The sequence below is a fragment of the Tenacibaculum jejuense genome, assembly GCF_900198195.1.
Classification (GTDB): domain Bacteria; phylum Bacteroidota; class Bacteroidia; order Flavobacteriales; family Flavobacteriaceae; genus Polaribacter; species Polaribacter jejuensis.
Genome location: NZ_LT899436.1, coordinates 244,498 through 263,891, shown reverse-complemented (window position 1 = coordinate 263,891; position 19,394 = coordinate 244,498). Strand labels below are relative to the sequence as shown.

Annotated in this window: 19 protein-coding genes; 7 read left to right on the top strand and 12 right to left on the bottom strand. The window is 30.7% G+C overall.

All coding sequences use genetic code 11. The features are described 5' to 3' along the window. Nucleotides 1–23: 23 nt before the first annotated feature. Genes AQ1685_RS01240 through AQ1685_RS01230 form a run of 3 tightly spaced genes read right to left on the bottom strand, consistent with a single transcriptional unit; the run spans nt 24 to nt 2,541 of the window. Entirely contained in the window at nt 24–479 is a 456-nt protein-coding gene (locus AQ1685_RS01240) for a DUF4296 domain-containing protein (RefSeq protein WP_095068921.1), read from the bottom strand. After that, a complete protein-coding gene (locus tag AQ1685_RS01235) occupies nt 480–1,820 on the bottom strand; it encodes a dihydroorotase (protein ID WP_095068920.1) in 1,341 nt (446 codons plus the stop codon). Nucleotide 1,821: 1 nt separating this feature from the next. Beyond that, on the bottom strand, nt 1,822–2,541 hold the full coding sequence (locus AQ1685_RS01230; RefSeq protein ID WP_095068919.1) for a polyprenol monophosphomannose synthase: 720 nt from the start codon (nt 2,539–2,541) through the stop codon (nt 1,822–1,824). Between the two features lie 82 nt (nt 2,542–2,623). Here AQ1685_RS01230 and AQ1685_RS01225 point away from each other — a divergent pair, with 82 nt between their 5' ends. From AQ1685_RS01225 to AQ1685_RS01210, 4 genes are all read left to right on the top strand, one after another. After that, complete coding sequence (locus AQ1685_RS01225; protein ID WP_095068918.1) at nt 2,624–3,259, top strand: DUF4271 domain-containing protein; 636 nt, start codon at nt 2,624–2,626, stop codon at nt 3,257–3,259. Nucleotides 3,260–3,269: 10 nt separating this feature from the next. Then, entirely contained in the window at nt 3,270–4,016 is a 747-nt protein-coding gene (locus AQ1685_RS01220; protein WP_095068917.1) for a uroporphyrinogen-III synthase, read from the top strand. A gap of 93 nt (nt 4,017–4,109) precedes the next feature. Further along, a complete protein-coding gene (locus AQ1685_RS01215) occupies nt 4,110–5,483 on the top strand; it encodes a DUF1800 domain-containing protein (RefSeq protein ID WP_095068916.1) in 1,374 nt (457 codons plus the stop codon). 12 nt (nt 5,484–5,495) lie between these two features. Beyond that, a complete protein-coding gene (locus AQ1685_RS01210; protein ID WP_095068915.1) occupies nt 5,496–6,692 on the top strand; it encodes a DUF1501 domain-containing protein in 1,197 nt (398 codons plus the stop codon). Between the two features lie 99 nt (nt 6,693–6,791). On the opposite strand, the gene AQ1685_RS01205 is transcribed toward AQ1685_RS01210, so the two are convergent. The 7 genes from AQ1685_RS01205 to panC form a co-directional block, all read right to left on the bottom strand. Beyond that, on the bottom strand, nt 6,792–7,841 hold the full coding sequence (locus tag AQ1685_RS01205; RefSeq protein ID WP_157730040.1) for a hypothetical protein: 1,050 nt from the start codon (nt 7,839–7,841) through the stop codon (nt 6,792–6,794). A 64-nt stretch (nt 7,842–7,905) separates the two neighbouring features. After that, entirely contained in the window at nt 7,906–8,424 is a 519-nt protein-coding gene (locus AQ1685_RS01200; protein ID WP_095068913.1) for a hypothetical protein, read from the bottom strand. Then, nucleotides 8,408–8,953, bottom strand: a complete 546-nt coding sequence (locus AQ1685_RS01195; RefSeq protein ID WP_317042154.1) for an RNA polymerase sigma factor — start codon at nt 8,951–8,953, stop codon at nt 8,408–8,410. Before AQ1685_RS01195 ends, AQ1685_RS01200 begins: the two co-directional genes overlap by 17 nt. A gap of 69 nt (nt 8,954–9,022) precedes the next feature. Further along, nucleotides 9,023–10,384 carry a DNA repair protein RadA gene (gene radA, locus AQ1685_RS01190; RefSeq protein WP_095068911.1) on the bottom strand — a complete coding sequence of 454 codons (1,362 nt, stop codon included), beginning with the start codon at nt 10,382–10,384 and terminating at the stop codon, nt 9,023–9,025. 191 nt (nt 10,385–10,575) lie between these two features. After that, complete coding sequence (locus AQ1685_RS01185) at nt 10,576–11,526, bottom strand: lysylphosphatidylglycerol synthase transmembrane domain-containing protein (RefSeq protein ID WP_095068909.1); 951 nt, start codon at nt 11,524–11,526, stop codon at nt 10,576–10,578. Between the two features lies 1 nt (nt 11,527). Further along, on the bottom strand, nt 11,528–11,878 hold the full coding sequence (panD, locus tag AQ1685_RS01180) for an aspartate 1-decarboxylase (RefSeq protein WP_075344580.1): 351 nt from the start codon (nt 11,876–11,878) through the stop codon (nt 11,528–11,530). A 43-nt stretch (nt 11,879–11,921) separates the two neighbouring features. Next, complete coding sequence (gene panC, locus AQ1685_RS01175; RefSeq protein WP_095068908.1) at nt 11,922–12,773, bottom strand: pantoate--beta-alanine ligase; 852 nt, start codon at nt 12,771–12,773, stop codon at nt 11,922–11,924. Nucleotides 12,774–12,868: 95 nt separating this feature from the next. Here panC and AQ1685_RS01170 point away from each other — a divergent pair, with 95 nt between their 5' ends. Genes AQ1685_RS01170 through glmS form a run of 3 tightly spaced genes read left to right on the top strand, consistent with a single transcriptional unit; the run spans nt 12,869 to nt 17,193 of the window. After that, nucleotides 12,869–13,690 carry a glycogen/starch synthase gene (locus tag AQ1685_RS01170; RefSeq protein WP_095068907.1) on the top strand — a complete coding sequence of 274 codons (822 nt, stop codon included), beginning with the start codon at nt 12,869–12,871 and terminating at the stop codon, nt 13,688–13,690. A 17-nt stretch (nt 13,691–13,707) separates the two neighbouring features. Then, a complete protein-coding gene (locus tag AQ1685_RS01165; RefSeq protein WP_095068906.1) occupies nt 13,708–15,318 on the top strand; it encodes a DUF4270 family protein in 1,611 nt (536 codons plus the stop codon). Between the two features lie 18 nt (nt 15,319–15,336). Further along, complete coding sequence (gene glmS, locus AQ1685_RS01160; RefSeq protein WP_095068905.1) at nt 15,337–17,193, top strand: glutamine--fructose-6-phosphate transaminase (isomerizing); 1,857 nt, start codon at nt 15,337–15,339, stop codon at nt 17,191–17,193. Nucleotides 17,194–17,259: 66 nt separating this feature from the next. Here the strand turns inward: glmS and AQ1685_RS01155 are convergent, their stop codons facing one another. Both AQ1685_RS01155 and prfA read right to left on the bottom strand, forming a co-directional pair. Continuing rightward, the gene (locus AQ1685_RS01155; protein WP_095068904.1) at nt 17,260–18,210 is read right to left on the bottom strand and encodes an endonuclease/exonuclease/phosphatase family protein; all 951 of its coding nucleotides are present in this window, start codon (nt 18,208–18,210) and stop codon (nt 17,260–17,262) included. Nucleotides 18,211–18,258: 48 nt separating this feature from the next. Continuing rightward, entirely contained in the window at nt 18,259–19,335 is a 1,077-nt protein-coding gene (gene prfA / locus AQ1685_RS01150; RefSeq protein WP_095068903.1) for a peptide chain release factor 1, read from the bottom strand. Between the last annotated feature and the right edge of the window lie 59 nt (nt 19,336–19,394).

The following is a 19,394-nucleotide window of genomic DNA, read 5'->3' as shown; positions in this document are numbered from 1 at the left end:
ACTCTTAAAATTAAAACATTTAACTACTCATCTTCCTCTTCTGAAGGAACAATTAAACTATCTTTTTTAGCTTTTATTTTCTTCGCATTAATAGAATCTAAACGTTTGGCCTTACTTTTCTTGATAGAATCTCTTTTATTTTTTTCGAGTTGATGTGTACTAGCTATTACTTCTATATTTCTTCTTATGTCTTTTAGTAGTTTATCATACTCATCAATCTTAGATGTATAGTAAATATTACTTTGTTCAAAACGAAGGCTATCTATTTTATATTTGTCATACACCAATTGCATGTAATTTAAATCTCTTTTTTGATCTAAATTCTTCACTGGTTTAGCTGCGGCTGCTATGTGCATATCCGTTAATAAAGCAACCATAGAATCTCTAGGAATTAAGTTTTTAGGTTCTTTATATATTGTGTTTCCTGTACAAGCTAAACACAAACTAATACATAAAATAAATAGGATTATGTTTTTCATTTATCTTTCAAACAATAAGCGTTTTCCTTTAATTTCTTCATTAAATACTCCGTTATCGTACATTAAGTTACCATTAATAAAGGTATGTGTAATTTTAGATGATAAGGTAACGCCTTCGAATGGAGACCAACCACATTTATACAATACATTATCTCTAGAAACTTCCCAAGGATCGTTTGGATCTACTAATACAATATCTGCGTAATAACCTTCTTTAATATAACCTCTTTTTTCAACTTGAAAAAGAATAGCAGGATTATGACACATTTTTTCTACAACTTTTTCTATTGAAATTACTCCTTCTTTTACTTTTTCAAAAAGAGCAACTACTGCATGTTGAACTAATGGTCCACCACTTGGAGCTTTAGTATACACATTCGCTTTTTCCTCTAAAGTATGAGGTGCGTGGTCTGTAGCAATTACATCTATTCTATCGTCTAATAAAGCTTTCCAAAGTCCGTCTTTATCTTGTTGTGTTTTTACCGCAGGATTCCACTTAATGTGTGTTCCTTTTCTATCATAGTCAGCATCTGTAAACCATAAATGGTGAATACAAACTTCAGCTGTAATTTTCTTATCTTTTAAAGGAATATCATTTCTAAAAAGCTCTGTTTCTTTAGCTGTTGATAAATGAAAAACATGTAATCTTGCACCAGTTTTCTTTGCTAGTTCAATAGCTTTAGATGATGATAAGTAACATGCTTCTTCACTTCTAATAATTGGATGAAACTTTACAGGAATATCGTCTCCATATTTTTCCTTGAACTCAGCTGTGTTTTTTCTAATTGTACCTTCATCTTCACAGTGAACAGAAATAACTAGATCTGTTGAAGAAAATATTTTTTCTAAAACCTCTTCATTATCTACTAACATATTTCCTGTAGAAGAACCCAAGAATAATTTGATCCCAGCTACATTTCTAGGGTTTGTTTTTAGCAACTCTTCTAGATTATCGTTAGTTCCTCCAAACATAAACGAATAATTTGCGTATGAAGTTTTACTCGCTATTTCAAATTTATCTTCTAATAGTTCTTGCGTTGTAGCTTGTGGAGATGTATTTGGCATTTCTATAAAAGAAGTAATACCTCCTGCAACTGCTGCTTTACTTTCTGTGGCTATATTTGCTTTATGAGTTAATCCTGGCTCACGAAAATGAACTTGATCATCTATCATACCTGGAATTAAGTATTTTCCTTTAGCATCAATTATAATTTCATCACCCGATGGCGTTATACTTTCAGCAATCTTAGCAATAAATTCGTCTTTTACTAAAACATCACCTGTAAACACTTGGTTTTCGTTTACAATTTTTGCGTTTTGGATTAAGTATGATTTTTTCATTTTATTTTGGTAAGCCTTTTAATCTCATTTTTATCACTCCAAGTAAAGCTTCAGAAACTATTCCTCCACTCATTTTAGATTCTCCTAAAGTTCTATCTGTAAAAATTACAGACACTTCGTTGATTTTAAATTTATGTTTCCATGCCTTGTACTTCATTTCTATCTGAAAAGCATATCCTACAAATTTAATTTTATCAAGTTTTATTGTTTCTAATACTTTTCTAGACCAGCAAACAAAACCAGCAGTGGTATCATGAACAGGAATTCCTGTAATAAACCTCACATATTTAGATGCAAAATATGAAAGTAACACTCTATACATTGGCCAATTTACTACATTAACTCCTATAGAATAACGTGACCCAACAGCTACATCACCACCATCTGATAAACAAGAATTATATAATCGAATTAAATCTTTTGGATTGTGAGAGAAATCAGCGTCCATTTCAATCAAATATTGGTAATCTTTCGCCAATCCCCATTTAAATCCATGAATATAAGCTGTTCCTAATCCGTTTTTTCCTTTACGTTTTTCTAAAAACAATTGATTTGGAAATTCAGCTCTTAAATTCTCAACTATGGTAGCAGTACCGTCTGGAGAATTATCATCTACAACTAGAATATCAAAAGCTTTTTCTTGATCGAAAGTCGCTCTAATAATTCTCTCGATATTTTCTTTCTCATTGTAAGTAGGGATTATGACTAGTGTGTCAGACATTAAACTTTATTTCGTTAAAAACTTGGGCAAAGATAAACTAATTTATTACTAATTTTGTGTTAATTGAACTTCTTACATCTTTATGGAATTAATAGAAAGAAATTTCATTTCTACAGACTGGATTACACTAACATTCTTGGCTGGTTTAGTAATGATTGCATTAATGAAATTATATAAACCTCAGTTATTATTAGGGTATTCGATTGCCTTTTTTTCTCAAGGTTTTATCGAAAGTCGTTCAGATAAAAACCCATCTATCTTTACTGTTTTTCATGTTTTAATTTTTCTATTCAGTCTACTTGTTTTTTCTCTCACACTACATTTACTAATCAGTAATTTTATGGTTAGTTATAATTTTTCATACTTGTATACTTTAGCTTTTACAACTCTATTTATTATGCTAAAATATATTCTTGTGAAATTGATCGTTATCACACTTAAGATTGAAGAAATTACAAGATATTTTTTATTCTCTAAAACAGGTTACTTATATGCCATTAGTTTATGGTTGTATCCGATATTAGTATTATATCAATATTCTTACTTTAACGATACTTTTTTAATTATTTATATCCTTTTACTATTGGCTTTTAGAGTATTCTTGATTACAAAAAATAACAAAAAGCTGATTTTTAATCACTTCTTCTATTTTATTTTGTACTTTTGCACCCTCGAATTAGCTCCTTTGCTAATCATTTATAAAACAACAACTATATAAAGAGAGTTTTATGAAAGTGAAAACGATTTTAGTGTCTCAACCAGCACCAAAAACTGAGACATCGCCTTATTTTGATTTAGCTGAAAAACAAAAAGTAAAAGTTGATTTCCGTTCATTTATTCATGTAGAAGGAATACCTGTAAAAGAGGTTAGGGCTCAGAAAATTGACCTAAGTAACTTTACAGCTATTATTTTAACAAGTAGAAATGCAGTGGATAATTTCTTTAGAATTGCTGAAGAAATGCGCTTTACCGTACCAGACAGTATGAAATATTTCTGTCAATCTGAAGCTGTGGCTTACTACTTACAAAAATATGTAGTGTATCGTAAGCGTAAAATATATGTAGGAACAAGAACTTTTCCTGAATTATGTAAATTAATTAAAAAACATAAAGACGAGAAATTCTTATTACCTTCTTCTGACAAATTGAAGTCATTAATTCCTGATGAATTAAATAAGTTGGGTGTAAATTGGCAAAGAGCTGATTTATACAGAACTGTTGTTAGTGACTTATCTGACTTAGAAGATGTATTTTATGATGTACTAGTTTTCTTCAGTCCTTCAGGTATTGAAAGTTTATTTGAAAACTTCCCAGATTTTAAACAAAACAATACCAGAATCGCAGTATTTGGAAACTCAACAATTAAAGCAGTAGAAGCACGCGGCTTAAGAGTAGATATTTCTGCTCCAACTCCAGAAACTCCTTCTATGACAATGGCTTTAGAAAAGTACATTAAAGAAGTAAATAAGAAGTAATTTTACTTTAAATAATATTGAAAACCTCGCTGATTTAGCGAGGTTTTTTTATTTTTATATTAAACCTTCTCTACTAAATACTGTCTTAATATTATGAAAACAAATCATATACTCCATCTTTACCATAGAATTGGTTTTGGTTTACAACCTCAAGAAATTAAAGCACTTCAAACTAAAGAAAAAGCTGAAGTGATTCATGATATTTTTCAAGCTTCAAAAAAAATTACTCCATTATACATCGACACCAGTTTTGCTGATCGTCTTTCTTCAGAAGATATTAAAAACAAAAAAAGAAGAAAAGAACTAATGAAAATCAGTAGAAAAAAAGTAAAAGAGCTTAATGGTATTTGGATCGATCGTTTAAATAAGCCTTCAGAAATATTAAGAGAAAAAATGACCTTGTTTTGGGCAAATCATTTTGTTTGTGAAGACAAAAATATTTTACATGTTTTACAATACAACAATACGCTTAGAAAATATGCACTCGGCGATTTTAGAGCTTTTGTAAAAGCGATTTCTAAAGAAGCGGCCATGTTGAAATATTTAAACAACAAACAGAATAAAAAAGATAGTCCAAATGAGAACTTTGCCAGAGAGTTGCTAGAACTTTTCACATTAGGTCAAGGAAATTATACAGAAACCGATATTAAAGAAGCTGCTAGAGCTTTCACAGGATATAATCATGATTTTAAAGGCAACTTTAAACTAAGAAAGCGAAAACATGATTATAACGAAAAAACTTTTTTAGGTGAAACAGGAAACTTTTTTGGTGACGACATTATCGATATTGTTTTAAGCAAAAAACAATGTGCACGTTTTATCTGCAAGAAAATCTACAGTTATTTTGTAAATGATAAAATAGATAATGATAAAATAGAAGAACTAACAACTATTTTCTTTACAGACTACAATATTGAAAACTTGATGAAACACATTCTTTCGTCAGATTGGTTTTACGACGAAACAAATATTGGAACAAAGATTAAATCTCCAATAGAATTAATTGTAGGTACTCATCACATTGTTCCGTTTACATTTCAAAAAGAAAAACAAGAACTACTTATTCAGAAATTATTAGGCCAGATTTTATTGTCACCGCCAAATGTTGCCGGCTGGAAAGGCGGACAAAATTGGATAGATAGTAACACTATTGTTACACGACTTCGTTTGGCTTCTGTATTATTAAATAACGCGGAAATCACATATTCTGATAAAGATGATTTTAAAGCTGTAATTACTGATTTTAAAAAGAGAAAACGAAAGCGTAAAACTTTTATAAAAACAACTACCGATTGGGAGAACTTTGAAAAAAAATACAGTAATATTTCTAACGTAGAACTTGTTGATGTATTAATTACAGCCCCAATAAGTATCGGAACCAAAGAATTACTGAAACAATATTACAAACTACCTAAAAAGGAGTTTTGCATTCAGTTATTATCACTTCCAGAGTTTCAATTATGTTAAAATAGTAAGATCATGAAAAGAAGAAATTTTATTAAAAGAACATCGCTAGCTACAGGTGGAGCTTTTTTAGTTCCTCAGTTTTTAAAAGCTTTTGAAACGACACTTTCCCAAGTGAATTCATACAAAAAAGTAGTGATTATTCAATTGAAAGGTGGAAATGACGGATTAAACACTGTTGTTCCGTTTAGAAATGATCTTTACTATCAAAACAGAGGGAATATAGCACTTCAGAAAAATCAATTATTACAATTAAATGGGGAAATAGGATTTCATCCGAGTTTAGCTCCTTTGCAAAGTTTATTTGATGATGGACATATATCGATTATTAATAATGTAGGGTACCCAAATCCGAATCGATCACATTTTAGATCAACAGATATTTGGCAAACCGCTAGTGATAGCAATGAATATTTACAATCGGGTTGGGTTGGTCGTTTTTTAGATGTCACAAACTCAAAACCATATCGTGCTATTGAAGTAGACGAAAGTCTTTCTTTACTGTTGAAAGGAAATCACCAAAACGGCTTGGCAATTACAAATCCGAAGTTATTTCACCGTTTATTAAATCAGCCTTTTTTTGACAATGTTTTCAATAATTATACGAACGACAAACATTTAAGTGAACACAATTTAGGCTACTTATACAACACCATGATTGATGCTAAATCTTCGGCTTCGTATATTTATGAAAAAACAAAAACACAATCGTCTTCAGTAGATTATCCTAAAAATGCATTCGGAAAACAGCTAAAAACAATTGCTGAGTTTATTTCTTCTGGAATAGATACACAAATTTATTATGCTGGTTTAACTGGATTTGATACACATGCAAATCAGAAAAATAGACAAGCGCGATTATTAAAAGTGTATGCAGAAAGTATAGATGCTTTTGTAAAAGATTTAAAGCGCAATAACACATTTGACGATACATTAATTCTTACATTTTCTGAATTTGGTAGACGTGTAAAACAAAATGGTTCTAACGGAACTGACCATGGAACTGCAAATAATGTTTTTGTGATTGGAAAAAACCTAAAGAAAAATGGAATGTATAATAATCTTCCGAATTTAGATGATTTGGACGATAATGGAGATTTAAAATACACTGTAGATTTTAGAGAAGTTTATGCTACAATTTTAGACAAATGGCTGTCGATTGATAACGCTAAAGTTCTAAATAAAAACTTTTCTAACCTAGATTTTATCTAGGGCGGAATCTATCAATTTTATAAACATAAAAAAGCAAGAGAACAGTAACAACTGTTCTACTTGCTTTAATTTTCTTTTTTATAATCGAATTCTCCCTTTTTATTTAGATTTTTTTTCAAATTCCTTTAGATTAAATTCTGTGTTTTCTATATCAAAATAAAGTTCTCCTGCGTACGGCTTTTTATATTTCCTTTTAACTCCGAACATATGTGTTTTCTTTTGCTCTTTGTTTGGTTCTACCTTAGCCTCTATTTCTCCATATTTAAAAACCGAAGTATTCCCATAAGCACGCAATTTGTAATCATTATCTGGTTCGTAAAAATAAATTTTAGAATACTCTCCTTTAAAATTCATCTTTTTAAAACTATCAGTAAAATCATAAAGATAAAACCTACTTCCAAAATCTTTAATATCATTATATTCTCCAACTTCTCCAATTTCTACTTTTGTATGTTCTCCAATGATATTGGAATTAGCAATTCCTCCAATTAAAATATTGGTTGTACTTCTTGCTGTAATAATACTACTATCTACTTCACCTAAAAAGACACTACCATTCCAACAGGTCAATTTTGATTTGTTAATTTTTCTGATTTTGAGATATCCTCCATCTACAAATACATTTAAGTTTTTAAATTCTAATTCATTAAAATCTAAATTACATTGTTTTGCTTTTAAATCTATAGTTGTGTTTAATTGTTTAGGAATACGTATTGTGAAAAAAGTTTTAATTAGCTTTTTATCATTATTTACTATTACTTTTTCTTTTAATCTTATAAATTTTTCATAATCCTCTCCTTTTCCTTTTCTGTATTTCTTTAAAATTTCTTTCTTACTCTTCCTTTTCAAGGAAAAAACCATGTAATTTTTAATTACTCCGTTTACGAGCTTAGAAAGCTCATCATCAGTTACTCTTTCATAAAAAGCATGTGTTCTATTTAATTCAATTTCACTTTTTACATCAAAATTTATAACCTCATCTATAATTTCTTCATTAAACTTTATGGACTCCAAAAAAGAAATTCTTTCTTTATCAGAAAAATTTTCAAACTCTAGCTTAAAGTCAAAATGAATTTGATTGTCTTCTGATGGTTTAATGTCTAAAGGAACATTTTTTAAAGATAGTTTTAGACTATCAATATTCTTCATTTGAAAACTTTTACTATATAATATCTCTGTTTGTGCAAAAACAAAATTGCTTAAAAAGTATAGGCTAAATAATAATCGTTTCATGAGTTGCTTTTTTTTCTTTTAAATTTTTTATGTGCGCTTGTATATCTTTTAAAGCTTGTAATCTTTTTTGAAGATTAGAAATCAAACCTTCTAAAGTGTTTATATCATTAGGATTTTTATTAAATCTAGATAATATGACTTTATAACTTTCTGATAATTTCTTCAGTTTATCGTCATACTTTTTTATCAGTTTTTCATCGTCTGTTAGCTCTAAAAAATTATTCCATTCTGTATTAATATTCTTTAAATATTCTGTTTCTATTTGCTGAACATGTAATAATAATCGCTGATCTTTTTCTTCAATTTTATCATCTGGCAAAAACAGATATACAGAAACTAAAACAAGAACTGAAGCAACCAAACCCATCATTTTTTTAAAAGGAAATTTTTTCTTTTTGGAAGTTATTTTAAGTTTTTCTAAAAACTCAATTCTATGATTTTCTGGTAACTCTTTTTCGAATTCATCTTCTTTAAAAAGCTCTCTAATGTCTCGCTTCATTGAAATATTTTTTTAATAATTCTCTTAACTGTAATTTACCTCTTCTCAATTGTGTTCGAGAAGTTTTCACTTCGATTCCTAAAATTTGAGAGATTTCAGAATGATCGTAACCTTCCAACAGATATAATTTCACTACCAATTGATATTTTTCTCTTAACTGGTCTATAGCTTGTAAAATTTCTTGTTTTGTAATTTGTGAGTCAAATAACCAATCTTCATCATCAACAATTTCTAATTGAACCTCCTCAATAGGACTTGTTTCTAATTTTCTCTTTTTCAATTGATCGATACATTGATTGATAACGATTCGCTTTAACCAAGCTCCAAAAGTTTTGTCTTTTTCAAATGTTTGAATATTTAAAAATGCTTTTAGAAACCCTTCTTGCATAGCTTCTTTAGCTTCTTCATCTGGCAAATATCTGCATGCAACAGTAAACATGGCATTACAATATTTGTCATAAATATGCATTTGAGCTTTTCTATTGCCCTTTTTACATTGATAAATTAATATGTCGATTTGTTTAGACACGTATTTGATTGCGTTGATTTACCCTTAATAACGAAGAAAAAAATAAAGGGTTTCAACAAAGTAAAAAAATTATGCAAACAATGTAGCAAAAGCGTCTTCTATCTTACCCACTAAAATGAGTTTAATCGAATGATTTTTAGATGTAATCTTATTGTATTTTGAAGTTACAAATGTTTTATAACCTAACTTTTCTGCTTCAACTATACGTTGATCGATTTTAGAAACAGGACGAATTTCTCCTGCTAAACCTACTTCTGCAGCGAAACATACATCTGGATTAATTGCAATATCTTGATTTGAAGAAAGAATTGCTGCCACAACAGCTAAATCTATTGCAGGATCGTCGATATAAATACCTCCAGTAACGTTTAAGAACACATCTTTTGCACCAAGTTTAAATCCAGCTCGTTTCTCTAAAACAGCCAGAATCATATGTAAACGTTTTAAATTATAACCGGTAGTAGATCTTTGTGGAGTTCCATAAACTGCAGTACTTACTAAAGCTTGAATTTCTATCATTAACGGACGAACACCTTCTAAAGTTGAAGCAATTGCTGTTCCACTTAAATCGGTATCTTTTTCTGAAATTAAAATCTCTGATGGATTTTTAACTTCACGTAAACCGTCGGATAACATTTCATAAATTCCTAATTCTGCTGTAGAACCAAATCTGTTTTTTTGAGAACGTAAAATTCTATAGGTATGATTTCTGTCTCCTTCAAACTGAAGCACAACATCTACCATATGTTCTAAGATTTTTGGTCCCGCTATATTTCCGTCTTTATTAATGTGTCCGATTAATAAAACTGGTGTATTTGTTTCTTTCGCAAATTTGATCAACTCAGCGGAAGTTTCTTTAATTTGAGAAATACTTCCTGGTGAAGCTTCAATATTATTCGTGTATAATGTTTGGATAGAATCTATGACTAAAACATCAGGCTGAACTTCTTCTACATTTCTAAAGATTTGTTGTGTATTTGTTTCTGTTAAAATCAAGCAATTTGAATCTTCATTTTGCAAACGTTCAGCTCGCATTTTAATTTGCGATTGACTTTCTTCTCCAGAAACATACAATACCTTCTGCGGAATTTGTAAAGCAACTTGCAGTAATAATGTTGATTTACCAATTCCTGGTTCACCACCTAATAACGTGATAGAACCTTTTACCAATCCACCACCTAAAACTACATCTAACTCATTATTTCGAGTAATAATTCGCTCTTCTGTATTCAATTCAATTTCTTGAATTCTTCTAGGTTTAGAAACAACTTTTTGTGTATTTGAAGGTGTTTTCCAATTTCTCTTTTCTTCTTTTTGGATTACTTCTTCTACAACTGTATTCCATTGTTTACAATTCGGACATTGTCCTACCCATTGCGCGTGTTGCGCTCCACAATTCTGACAGAAAAAAGTTGTTTTTGTTTTTGGCATGAAATCAGTTATCAGTTATCAGTTATCAGTTATCAGTTATCAGTTATCAGTTATCAGTTATCAGTTATCAGTTATCAGTTATCAGTTATCAGTTATCAGTTATCAGTTATCAGTTATTTAAAACACAAACCTAATCCCAAAATCTTTATTGCATTTCAAGTCTATTTTTACCTTCAACTTTAGACAAAAAACTATTTTGCCTTGTTATAAATAGGTAGTAGTAAAAAAGCTAGTCCGCCAAATACTACAATCATTAAAGTCTGCGCAGTCCACATTATCCAACCGAAAGCTTCACTAGGATCTTTTTCAACACCAAATAACATAAATGCACCAGCTACAGCTATAGGATATAATCCTATTCCTCCATTGGTTGCTGCGATGCTAAATCCACCAGCAATAAAACCGATTAAAACTGCTCCAAAAGGAACTTTTAAACCCTCTATCGATGGAATGGTTACCCAAAACATGGCGACATACATTACCCAGATAAATACAGTATGAAAAATAAAAGCCCATTTATTTTCCATCTTAAAAATACTAGTAGCGCCTTCTATCAATCCGTTGACAAAATTTTTGATTTTTAATCCAATTCCTGAATTTGCTTTCTTTACGTATCTAGTAAAAATTAAAAAACCAACAATTAGTCCGGCTAAAAGAATAATAATTTTAACTGGATTAAAGTTCTTGGTTAATAAATTATAAATGAAATCAAATTGAACAAATAAAGTGATCGCAATAACTATGAGCATCATTAGTAAATCTGCCATTCGTTCTGCAACGATAGTTCCAAATCCTTTTTCGAAAGGTATATCTTCGTAATTTGTCATGACTAAAGCTCTAGAAACCTCGCCTGCTCTTGGTACAGCTAAATTCACCAAATAAGCAATAATAACTGCCATGGTACTATTACCAAAATCTGGTTTATAACCCATTGGTTGTAATAAAAATTTCCAACGATACGCTCTAGATAAATGGCTTAAAACTCCAAAAAAAAGTCCTAAAATAATCCAACCATAATTAGCAGATTTTACGTAGCCGATCATTTTGTCTTTGTCCATTCCCGACAAAGAATACCAAACTAAAAAACCTCCCAAAATGAGAGGTAAAATTATTTTTAAAATTTTCTTTTGTGAAGTATTCAAACTACTCTAATAAATTTGTTTCCTCGTTAGGAAATACTAGTTGAGGCTTAAATTTTTTTGCTTCTTCTAACTCTAAGAATCCATATACAATTAAGATTAAAACATCTCCTTTTTGAACTCTTCTAGCAGCAGCTCCATTTAATGTAATTTCTCCACTTTTCCTTGGTCCTGGAATTGCGTAAGTCTCTAAACGCTCTCCGTTATTATTATTTACGATTTGAACTCGCTCTCCTTCTATGATTCCAGCGGCATCCATTAAATCTTCATCTATAGTGATGCTCCCGATATAATTTAAATCTGCACCTGTTACTTTAACTCGGTGAATTTTAGATTTTACAACTTGTACTAACATGCGACAAAAATACTGTTTTTAAGGAATTTATTCTTTAATTATTTTAATTGTTTTTGAATCGGACATTGTCTATCAATCTAATTTCTCCAGCAAATACGGCAATAAATGCACGGTATCTTTTTGTAGCATCAAAATTTTCAGCAGTTTGTAACGTTTTTTCTTCAGCTATAATAAAATACTCTAATTCTAGAAGTGGATGTTTTTTAAATTGATTCTCTACCCATTTTGTTATTTCCGTTACATTTTTTGTGCCAATTTTTTTTCTAGCTTTTTTTAAAGTTTTATGGATAAAAGGTGCTGCTTCTCTGTGTTCAGGAGTTAATCTTGTATTTCTTGAACTCATTGCCAAACCATCTTTTTCTCTGAAAATCGGCATTCCTTTTATTCTGATTGGAAGATTTAATTTCTCCACCATTTTTTTAATGATTTGAAGTTGTTGAAAATCTTTCTTTCCAAAGTACGCAACATTTGGTGCTACGATTTCAAACAAAGCTTTAACGATAGTTCCAACACCATCAAAATGTCCATCTCTAAATTTCCCTTCCATTTGATGTTCTAATCCATCAAAATCAAAAGCTTCAGAATTCACATTATCCCCATAAATTTCATTAACAGCAGGAACAAATACGGCATCACAATTTACACTTTTCAATAATTCAACATCTTTCTCAAACGTTTTCGGGTAATTATCTAAATCTTCTTTCTTATCGAATTGAGTTGGGTTTACAAAAATGCTTACAATTGTAACGTCGTTTTTCTTTATTGCTCTCTTTACCAAAGACAAATGTCCTTTGTGAAGCGCCCCCATGGTAGGTACAAATCCGATTGAATTTCCTTCTTCTTTTTTTAGTGAAATATAGCTTTTTAAATCTGATTTAGACTTGAATATTTTCATGTGTAAAATTATTAGAACAAGAGCAAAATTAGCAATTTAACAGGATTTTAGCATAAAATTTCGTAGTTTTGCCGCTTTATAAAGAGTTCGATTTAATGAAGGATAAGAGAATATTATATGTTTCTTCGGAAGTAATTCCATATTTACCAGAAACAGAATTATCATCTACGGCGTTTAATGTTGCTAAATATGCACATTCTAAGGGGGTTCAAACGCGAATTTTTATGCCTCGTTTTGGGGTTATCAACGAAAGAAGGCATCAACTACACGAAGTAATTCGTTTATCAGGGATGAATCTTATCATAGACGATATGGATATGCCTTTAATCATAAAAGTAGCTTCTATTCCTAAAGAAAGAATGCAAGTATACTTCATTGATAACGATGAATACTTTAAGCGTAAAGCTATTTACACGGATGAAGATGATAAATTATTCGACGATAATGATGAAAGAATGATTTTCTTTGCTAAAGGTGTAGTAGAAACCGTAAAGAAATTAAATTGGGCTCCAGATATAATTCACGTTCACGGATGGATGGCTTCTTTATTACCTCTTTACTTAAAAGAGTTTTATAGAGAAGAACCTTTATTCAGTGAAAGTAAAATTGTTACTTCTTTATATAGTAATGAGTTTCCAGGTGAATTAAACCCCAAACTTATTGACAAAGTAAAGTTTGATAAAATAGACAACGACACTGTATCTCATCTTCAAACTCCAAATCAAGAAAATATTTTAAGGAACGCAATCTTAAATTCGGATGCTATTATTAAAGGAAGTTCTGATTTTTCTGAAGATTTAGAGCAATTCATCTCTGAAAGTGGCGTTACTGTTCTTGACTACCAATCTGAAGAGTATTTAACAGAAGCTTACTTAGATTTCTACAAAGAAAGTGTATTAGAGCTTCAGGATTCTTAATTTATCAAATTTTTATAATGAAAAAGATTTTTTATGCATCTCTAACTTTCATAAGCTTCATATTGATGATGTCTTGTGAAAAAGATTTTAGAGAAATTGGAGGTAACGTGATCAGTAATAATGAATTTAGTACTGATAAAATAACACTTGAAGTTGAAATTACGCCAATGGACATTAGTTCTGTACGCGCTGATAATATCACAATAGGGGCATTAGGAGAATATTGGTTTGGTGTTTACAACAATAGTGATTACAAATCGATCAATGCTTCTTTTGTTAGTCAATTAAGTGTAGCTACTCCAAATCCACAAACAGTAGATCGAAAAAGTGCAGTTGATGAAGAAACTCAAGCAAGAAAAATAGATTCTTTTTTTCAATTAGATAGAGTAATTTTAAAACTTCCTTATACCGCTACCAACATTAGAACAACTGCTGATAATATCCCAAGATTTAGATTAGATTCTATTCTAGGTGATGCAACTGTAAAAATGCCTTTATCAGTCGTTGTGAATGAAACTTTCTTAAACACATTGGATCCAAACAATCCTACAGAAACGAATAGTTTTCAATCAGATGCTAATTATGCTGGTACAGAAGTTTTGAATGAAGATCTAGGTTTTGAATTTTCACCAAGTCCTAACGATACAATGTATGTAATTACAAGAAGTGTTAGTGATGTTATGGGTAATGTTAATGGGACATACAGAGATACCATTAGACTAAATAATGGGAATACTAACTCTGCTCCTAATCCGTTTTTAGCAGTTCCTTTAGATACTGATAAAATGAGAGCTATGTTTTGGGATAAATTCAGTGGCCCAGAATTTGAAAATTCAGTTACATTCAATAATTTCTTCAAAGGAATTAAAGTAGAAACTAATGCAACTGCAGGATCTCTTATACCGTTTCAATTATCTGGAAATACTTCTTCTGCTGCTGTAGAATTTTATTATACAATTACACGTTACGAAATAAAAGAAGGAGAAACTGCCTTGAGTTTAAAAGACACATTGGCGAGAGCCTACACATTTCCTTTAGATAGAGTACGAAACAGTAAATACTCAATGTCTCCTATTCAAAATACACCTCCTTCAAATAGTTTCAATATCCAAGGAACGGCTGGAAGTATGGCTAGGATTAATATTTTAAATGGTAGTGAACTTCAAAATTTAAGAAATAGAAACATTCTAATTAATGATGCAACATTAACATTTAATATTGATGCATCTAGGGACACTACTTCTGTTCCTTTACAGATGTTATTATTCAGACAAACATCTGAAGGTGATCAACAAATCCTTGATGCGATAACTGAAGGACCTGATTTATTTGGTGGTAGACTACAATTAGAAGATTCTAAACCTAGCTCATATTCATTTGGAATAACAGACTATATATCTGATTTAATATCTGGGGAAATAACAGAAAATTCTCCTTTAGGTTTACGAGTTTTCAATACACCAACAGACCTAGCTATAGATCCAAATACAGGAACAATTAGAAACTTAAATATTGAAACTTACAATTGGAATCCTAGAGGAGTTACAATTTTAAATAATTCTGCTACTAACGGTGAAAAGAGAGCCAAACTAACAATTTCATTTACCGAAGAAAAAGACAACAATTAATTAAAAAACTAAAAAATTATGTGTGGAATTACTGGTTACATAGGAGAACGAAACGCTTATCCTATAGTAATTAATGGCCTTAAAAGACTCGAATACCGAGGTTATGATAGTGCTGGAATAATGATGTATGATGGTTCAGAGATGAACTTATCTAAAACAAAAGGTAAAGTATCAGATCTTGAGGTTATTACTAATAATGACGAGTCTAGAAAAAAAGGTAAAATTGGTATTGGACACACAAGATGGGCTACCCATGGTGTGCCGAATAATGTAAATTCACATCCACATTTTTCACAGTCTGGGAATTTAGTCATTGTTCACAATGGTATTATTGAAAATTATGATACCATTAGAAAAGAACTAATTTCTAGAGGTTATGAATTTCAAAGTGATACTGATACTGAAGTCTTAGTAAACTTAATTGAAGAAGTCAAAAGAAAAGAAGGTTGTAAATTAGGTAAAGCTGTTCAATTAGCATTAACAAATGTAATTGGTGCATATGCTATTGCTGTTTTTGATAAAACTAAACCAAACGAATTAGTTGTAGCACGATTAGGTAGTCCAATAGCTATTGGCGTAGGTGAAAATAACGAAGAGTTTTTTGTTGCTTCTGATGCTTCTCCATTTATTGAATTCACAAAAGACGCTGTTTACTTAGAGGACGGCGAACTTGCAATCATAAAAAAAGGTAGAGGAATACGTGTTCGTAAGATAGATAATGATAAACCTGTTGACGCTAAAATTCAAGAATTAAAATTGAATTTAGATCAAATCGAAAAAGGTGGTTATGATCATTTCATGTTAAAAGAAATTTACGAGCAACCAAAAGCTATTACTGATACATTTAGAGGAAGAATGCTAGCCAATGAAGGTATTATTAGAATGGCTGGTATTGATGATAATATTTCTAAATTTTTAAATGCCGATAGAATCATTGTCATCGCTTGCGGTACATCTTGGCATGCTGGATTAGTCGGAGAATATCTTCTTGAAGATATGGCCAGAATTCCTGTTGAAGTAGAATATGCTTCTGAATTTAGATATAGAAATCCAATTATAACTCCAAAAGATGTTGTAATTGCTATTTCACAATCTGGTGAAACAGCTGATACATTAGCAGCAATTAAACTTGCTAAATCTAAAGGAGCATTTGTATTTGGAATCTGTAATGTTGTAGGATCTTCTATTGCGAGAGAAACTCATGCTGGAGCTTACACACATGCCGGACCGGAAATAGGAGTTGCATCTACAAAAGCATTTACAACTCAAATTACAATTCTTTCTTTAATTTCTTTAAAGTTAGCTCAAGCAAAAGGAACTTTATCTAAAACTGCTGTAAACAAGTACTTACAAACTATGCAGCAAATTCCTAATCAGGTAGAGAATTTATTAAAAATAGACAAAGAGGTTCAAGAAATAGCTTACCATTACAAAGACGCAACAAACTGTTTATATTTAGGTAGAGGGTTCAATTTCCCAGTTGCATTAGAAGGTGCTTTAAAACTTAAAGAAATTTCTTATATCCATGCAGAAGGTTATCCTGCTGCTGAGATGAAACACGGACCTATTGCTTTAATTGATGAAAATATGCCTGTTTTTGTAATTGCAACAAGAAAAGGTCATTACGAAAAAGTAGTAAGTAATATTCAAGAGATTAAATCGAGAAGTGGAAAGATTATTGCAATTGTTACTGAAGGTGATGAAACTGTAAAAGAAATAGCAGATCATGTAATTGAAATTCCTGAAACAGAAGAAGCTTTTACGCCACTATTAACAACAATTCCTTTTCAATTACTATCATATCACATAGCTGTAATGTTAGGAAAGAATGTTGATCAACCTAGAAACTTAGCAAAGTCTGTTACTGTTGAGTAATAGAATAAAGTAATAAAACAAAAAACCAGCTTTATCAGCTGGTTTTTTTTTACCTTTTTTTTCAAATTACTTTTTTAAAAAACTTGCATAAATGGGAAAGTGATCTGAAAAACCACCTTTATACCATGGTCCAATATATGTTCTAAATGGACTTCCTTTACGTTTTCCTTTATGAGTTTTTAACCATCTTTTATTAAATATTTTTGCTGCTATGAACTTGTGTTCAACCTCATCTTCAAATAGGTTCTTAGAAACGATAATTTGGTCGAATAAAAACCATTCTTTTTTATACGTCAGAGAACCTAATCCTTTCGCATGAAGATGTAACATCGGATTATGAAAATCTTCGGAAACTAAATACTCTTTAATACTTTCTGAAGATGGATTATCATTAAAATCTCCCATAATAATAATCTTTGCCTGCTGATCTTCCTCTTTTATTTCTTCAATTACTTGTTTAACTACTTGAGCTGCTTTTATTCTTTTAGGCTTAGTAATCTCTTCTCCTTCTCTTCTAGACGGCCAGTGATTTACGATAATGTGAATTAAATCTCCATTTAAAAAACCAGAAACTAATAAAACATCTCTTGTATGATCTCTTTCTCCATTTTCATCAATAAAATCGAATTGAATTTTTTTACTATTTACAGGATCAAAAAATTGATCTCTGTAGAGTAAAGCTGTATCTATTCCTCGTTCATCCTTAGAATCAAAATGAATATATCTGTAACCGTATTCAAAAAGTTTTTTTTGATGAATTAAGTCATTCAATACTTTAGTATTTTCTACCTCAACTAAACCAACAATTGCTGGAGCTTCGTTAGATGAATCTTTCCCTATTTGAGAAATTACATAACTTATTTTCTGAAGCTTTTTAAAATACCTTTTATGTGTCCATTTTCGCTCCCCTGTTGGTGTAAACTTGTCATCATTAGTTAACGGATCATCTATTGTATCAAATAGATTTTCAACATTATAAAAAGCGATGTTAATGATTTTATCTCTACTGTAATTCATTAGTAATATTTCATAAACTAAAAACGCAACCAAAAGGTTGCGTCTTTATTAAATTGTTTCTCCTAACTCTTTTAATTTAGAAGTATTTTCAGCAAGCATAAGCTCGTCTATAATTTTTTGAATATCTCCATTTACAATATTTTGTAAATCGTAAAGTGTTAATCCGATTCTATGATCTGTAACACGACCTTGTGGATAATTATATGTTCTAATCTTAGCCGAACGATCACCAGAAGTTACCATAGAACCTCTTTTTGCTGCATCTTCAGCTTGTTTTTTAGCCAACTCTAAATCATATAAACGAGAACGTAATACTTTAAATGCTTTTTCTTTGTTTTTATGCTGAGATTTCTGATCCTGACATTGTGCAACCAAACCTGTTGGAATATGCGTTAAACGAACTGCTGAATACGTTGTATTTACAGACTGACCTCCTGGTCCAGATGAACAGAAGAAATCGATACGAACATCTTTTGGATTAATTTCAACATCAAACTCTTCAGCTTCAGGAAAAACCATACAAGTTGCAGCAGAAGTATGAACTCTACCTTGAGTTTCTGTTTGAGGTACACGTTGTACACGATGAACTCCAGCTTCGAACTTTAAAGTTCCGTAGACATCTTCACCTGAAACTTCAAACTGAATTTCCTTAAATCCACCATTTGTTCCTTCACTATAATCTACAATAGAAACTTTCCAACCTTTACCTTCACAATACTTAGAATACATTCTAAATAAGTCTCCAGCGAAAATACTAGCTTCATCTCCTCCTGTTCCTGCACGTAATTCAACTACAGCATTTTTACCATCTTCAGGGTCTTTAGGAATTAATAAAAATTTGATCTCTTCTTCTAAAGCAGGAATTCTATTTTTAGCTTCATCCATCTCCATTTTAGCCATTTCGACCATTTCGGCATCACTTCCGTCTGCAATGATTTCTTTAGCCTCATCTATATTGTTTAAAAGCGTTTGATATTCGTCCGCTTTTTTTACAACTTTACCTAAATCTTTATATTCCTTATTTAACTGAACATAACGTTTTTGATCAGAAATAATATCCGGTTGAATGATTAAATCTGATACCTCATCGAAACGTTGTTTAACAATCTGTAATTTATCTAGCATTATTCTTTTCGTTGGTGTGCGAATTTACGACTTTTCTTTAAATTTGTTGTACTGGAAAT

Excerpts from the sequence above, each read along its gene's own strand:
- AQ1685_RS01155 (WP_095068904.1), bottom strand. The coding sequence starts at position 18,210 with ATGAATTACAGTAGAGATAAAATCATTAACATCGCTTTTTATAATGTT.
- glmS (WP_095068905.1), top strand. The coding sequence starts at position 15,337 with ATGTGTGGAATTACTGGTTACATAGGAGAACGAAACGCTTATCCTATA.
- AQ1685_RS01235 (WP_095068920.1), bottom strand. The coding sequence starts at position 1,820 with ATGAAAAAATCATACTTAATCCAAAACGCAAAAATTGTAAACGAAAAC.
- panD (WP_075344580.1), bottom strand. The coding sequence starts at position 11,878 with ATGTTAGTACAAGTTGTAAAATCTAAAATTCACCGAGTTAAAGTAACA.
- AQ1685_RS01220 (WP_095068917.1), top strand. The coding sequence starts at position 3,270 with ATGAAAGTGAAAACGATTTTAGTGTCTCAACCAGCACCAAAAACTGAG.
- AQ1685_RS01170 (WP_095068907.1), top strand. The coding sequence starts at position 12,869 with ATGAAGGATAAGAGAATATTATATGTTTCTTCGGAAGTAATTCCATAT.
- prfA (WP_095068903.1), bottom strand. The coding sequence starts at position 19,335 with ATGCTAGATAAATTACAGATTGTTAAACAACGTTTCGATGAGGTATCA.
- panC (WP_095068908.1), bottom strand. The coding sequence starts at position 12,773 with ATGAAAATATTCAAGTCTAAATCAGATTTAAAAAGCTATATTTCACTA.
- AQ1685_RS01200 (WP_095068913.1), bottom strand. The coding sequence starts at position 8,424 with ATGAAGCGAGACATTAGAGAGCTTTTTAAAGAAGATGAATTCGAAAAA.
- AQ1685_RS01230 (WP_095068919.1), bottom strand. The coding sequence starts at position 2,541 with ATGTCTGACACACTAGTCATAATCCCTACTTACAATGAGAAAGAAAAT.
- AQ1685_RS01225 (WP_095068918.1), top strand. The coding sequence starts at position 2,624 with ATGGAATTAATAGAAAGAAATTTCATTTCTACAGACTGGATTACACTA.
- AQ1685_RS01240 (WP_095068921.1), bottom strand. The coding sequence starts at position 479 with ATGAAAAACATAATCCTATTTATTTTATGTATTAGTTTGTGTTTAGCT.
- AQ1685_RS01205 (WP_157730040.1), bottom strand. The coding sequence starts at position 7,841 with ATGAAGAATATTGATAGTCTAAAACTATCTTTAAAAAATGTTCCTTTA.
- AQ1685_RS01210 (WP_095068915.1), top strand. The coding sequence starts at position 5,496 with ATGAAAAGAAGAAATTTTATTAAAAGAACATCGCTAGCTACAGGTGGA.
- AQ1685_RS01215 (WP_095068916.1), top strand. The coding sequence starts at position 4,110 with ATGAAAACAAATCATATACTCCATCTTTACCATAGAATTGGTTTTGGT.
- radA (WP_095068911.1), bottom strand. The coding sequence starts at position 10,384 with ATGCCAAAAACAAAAACAACTTTTTTCTGTCAGAATTGTGGAGCGCAA.
- AQ1685_RS01165 (WP_095068906.1), top strand. The coding sequence starts at position 13,708 with ATGAAAAAGATTTTTTATGCATCTCTAACTTTCATAAGCTTCATATTG.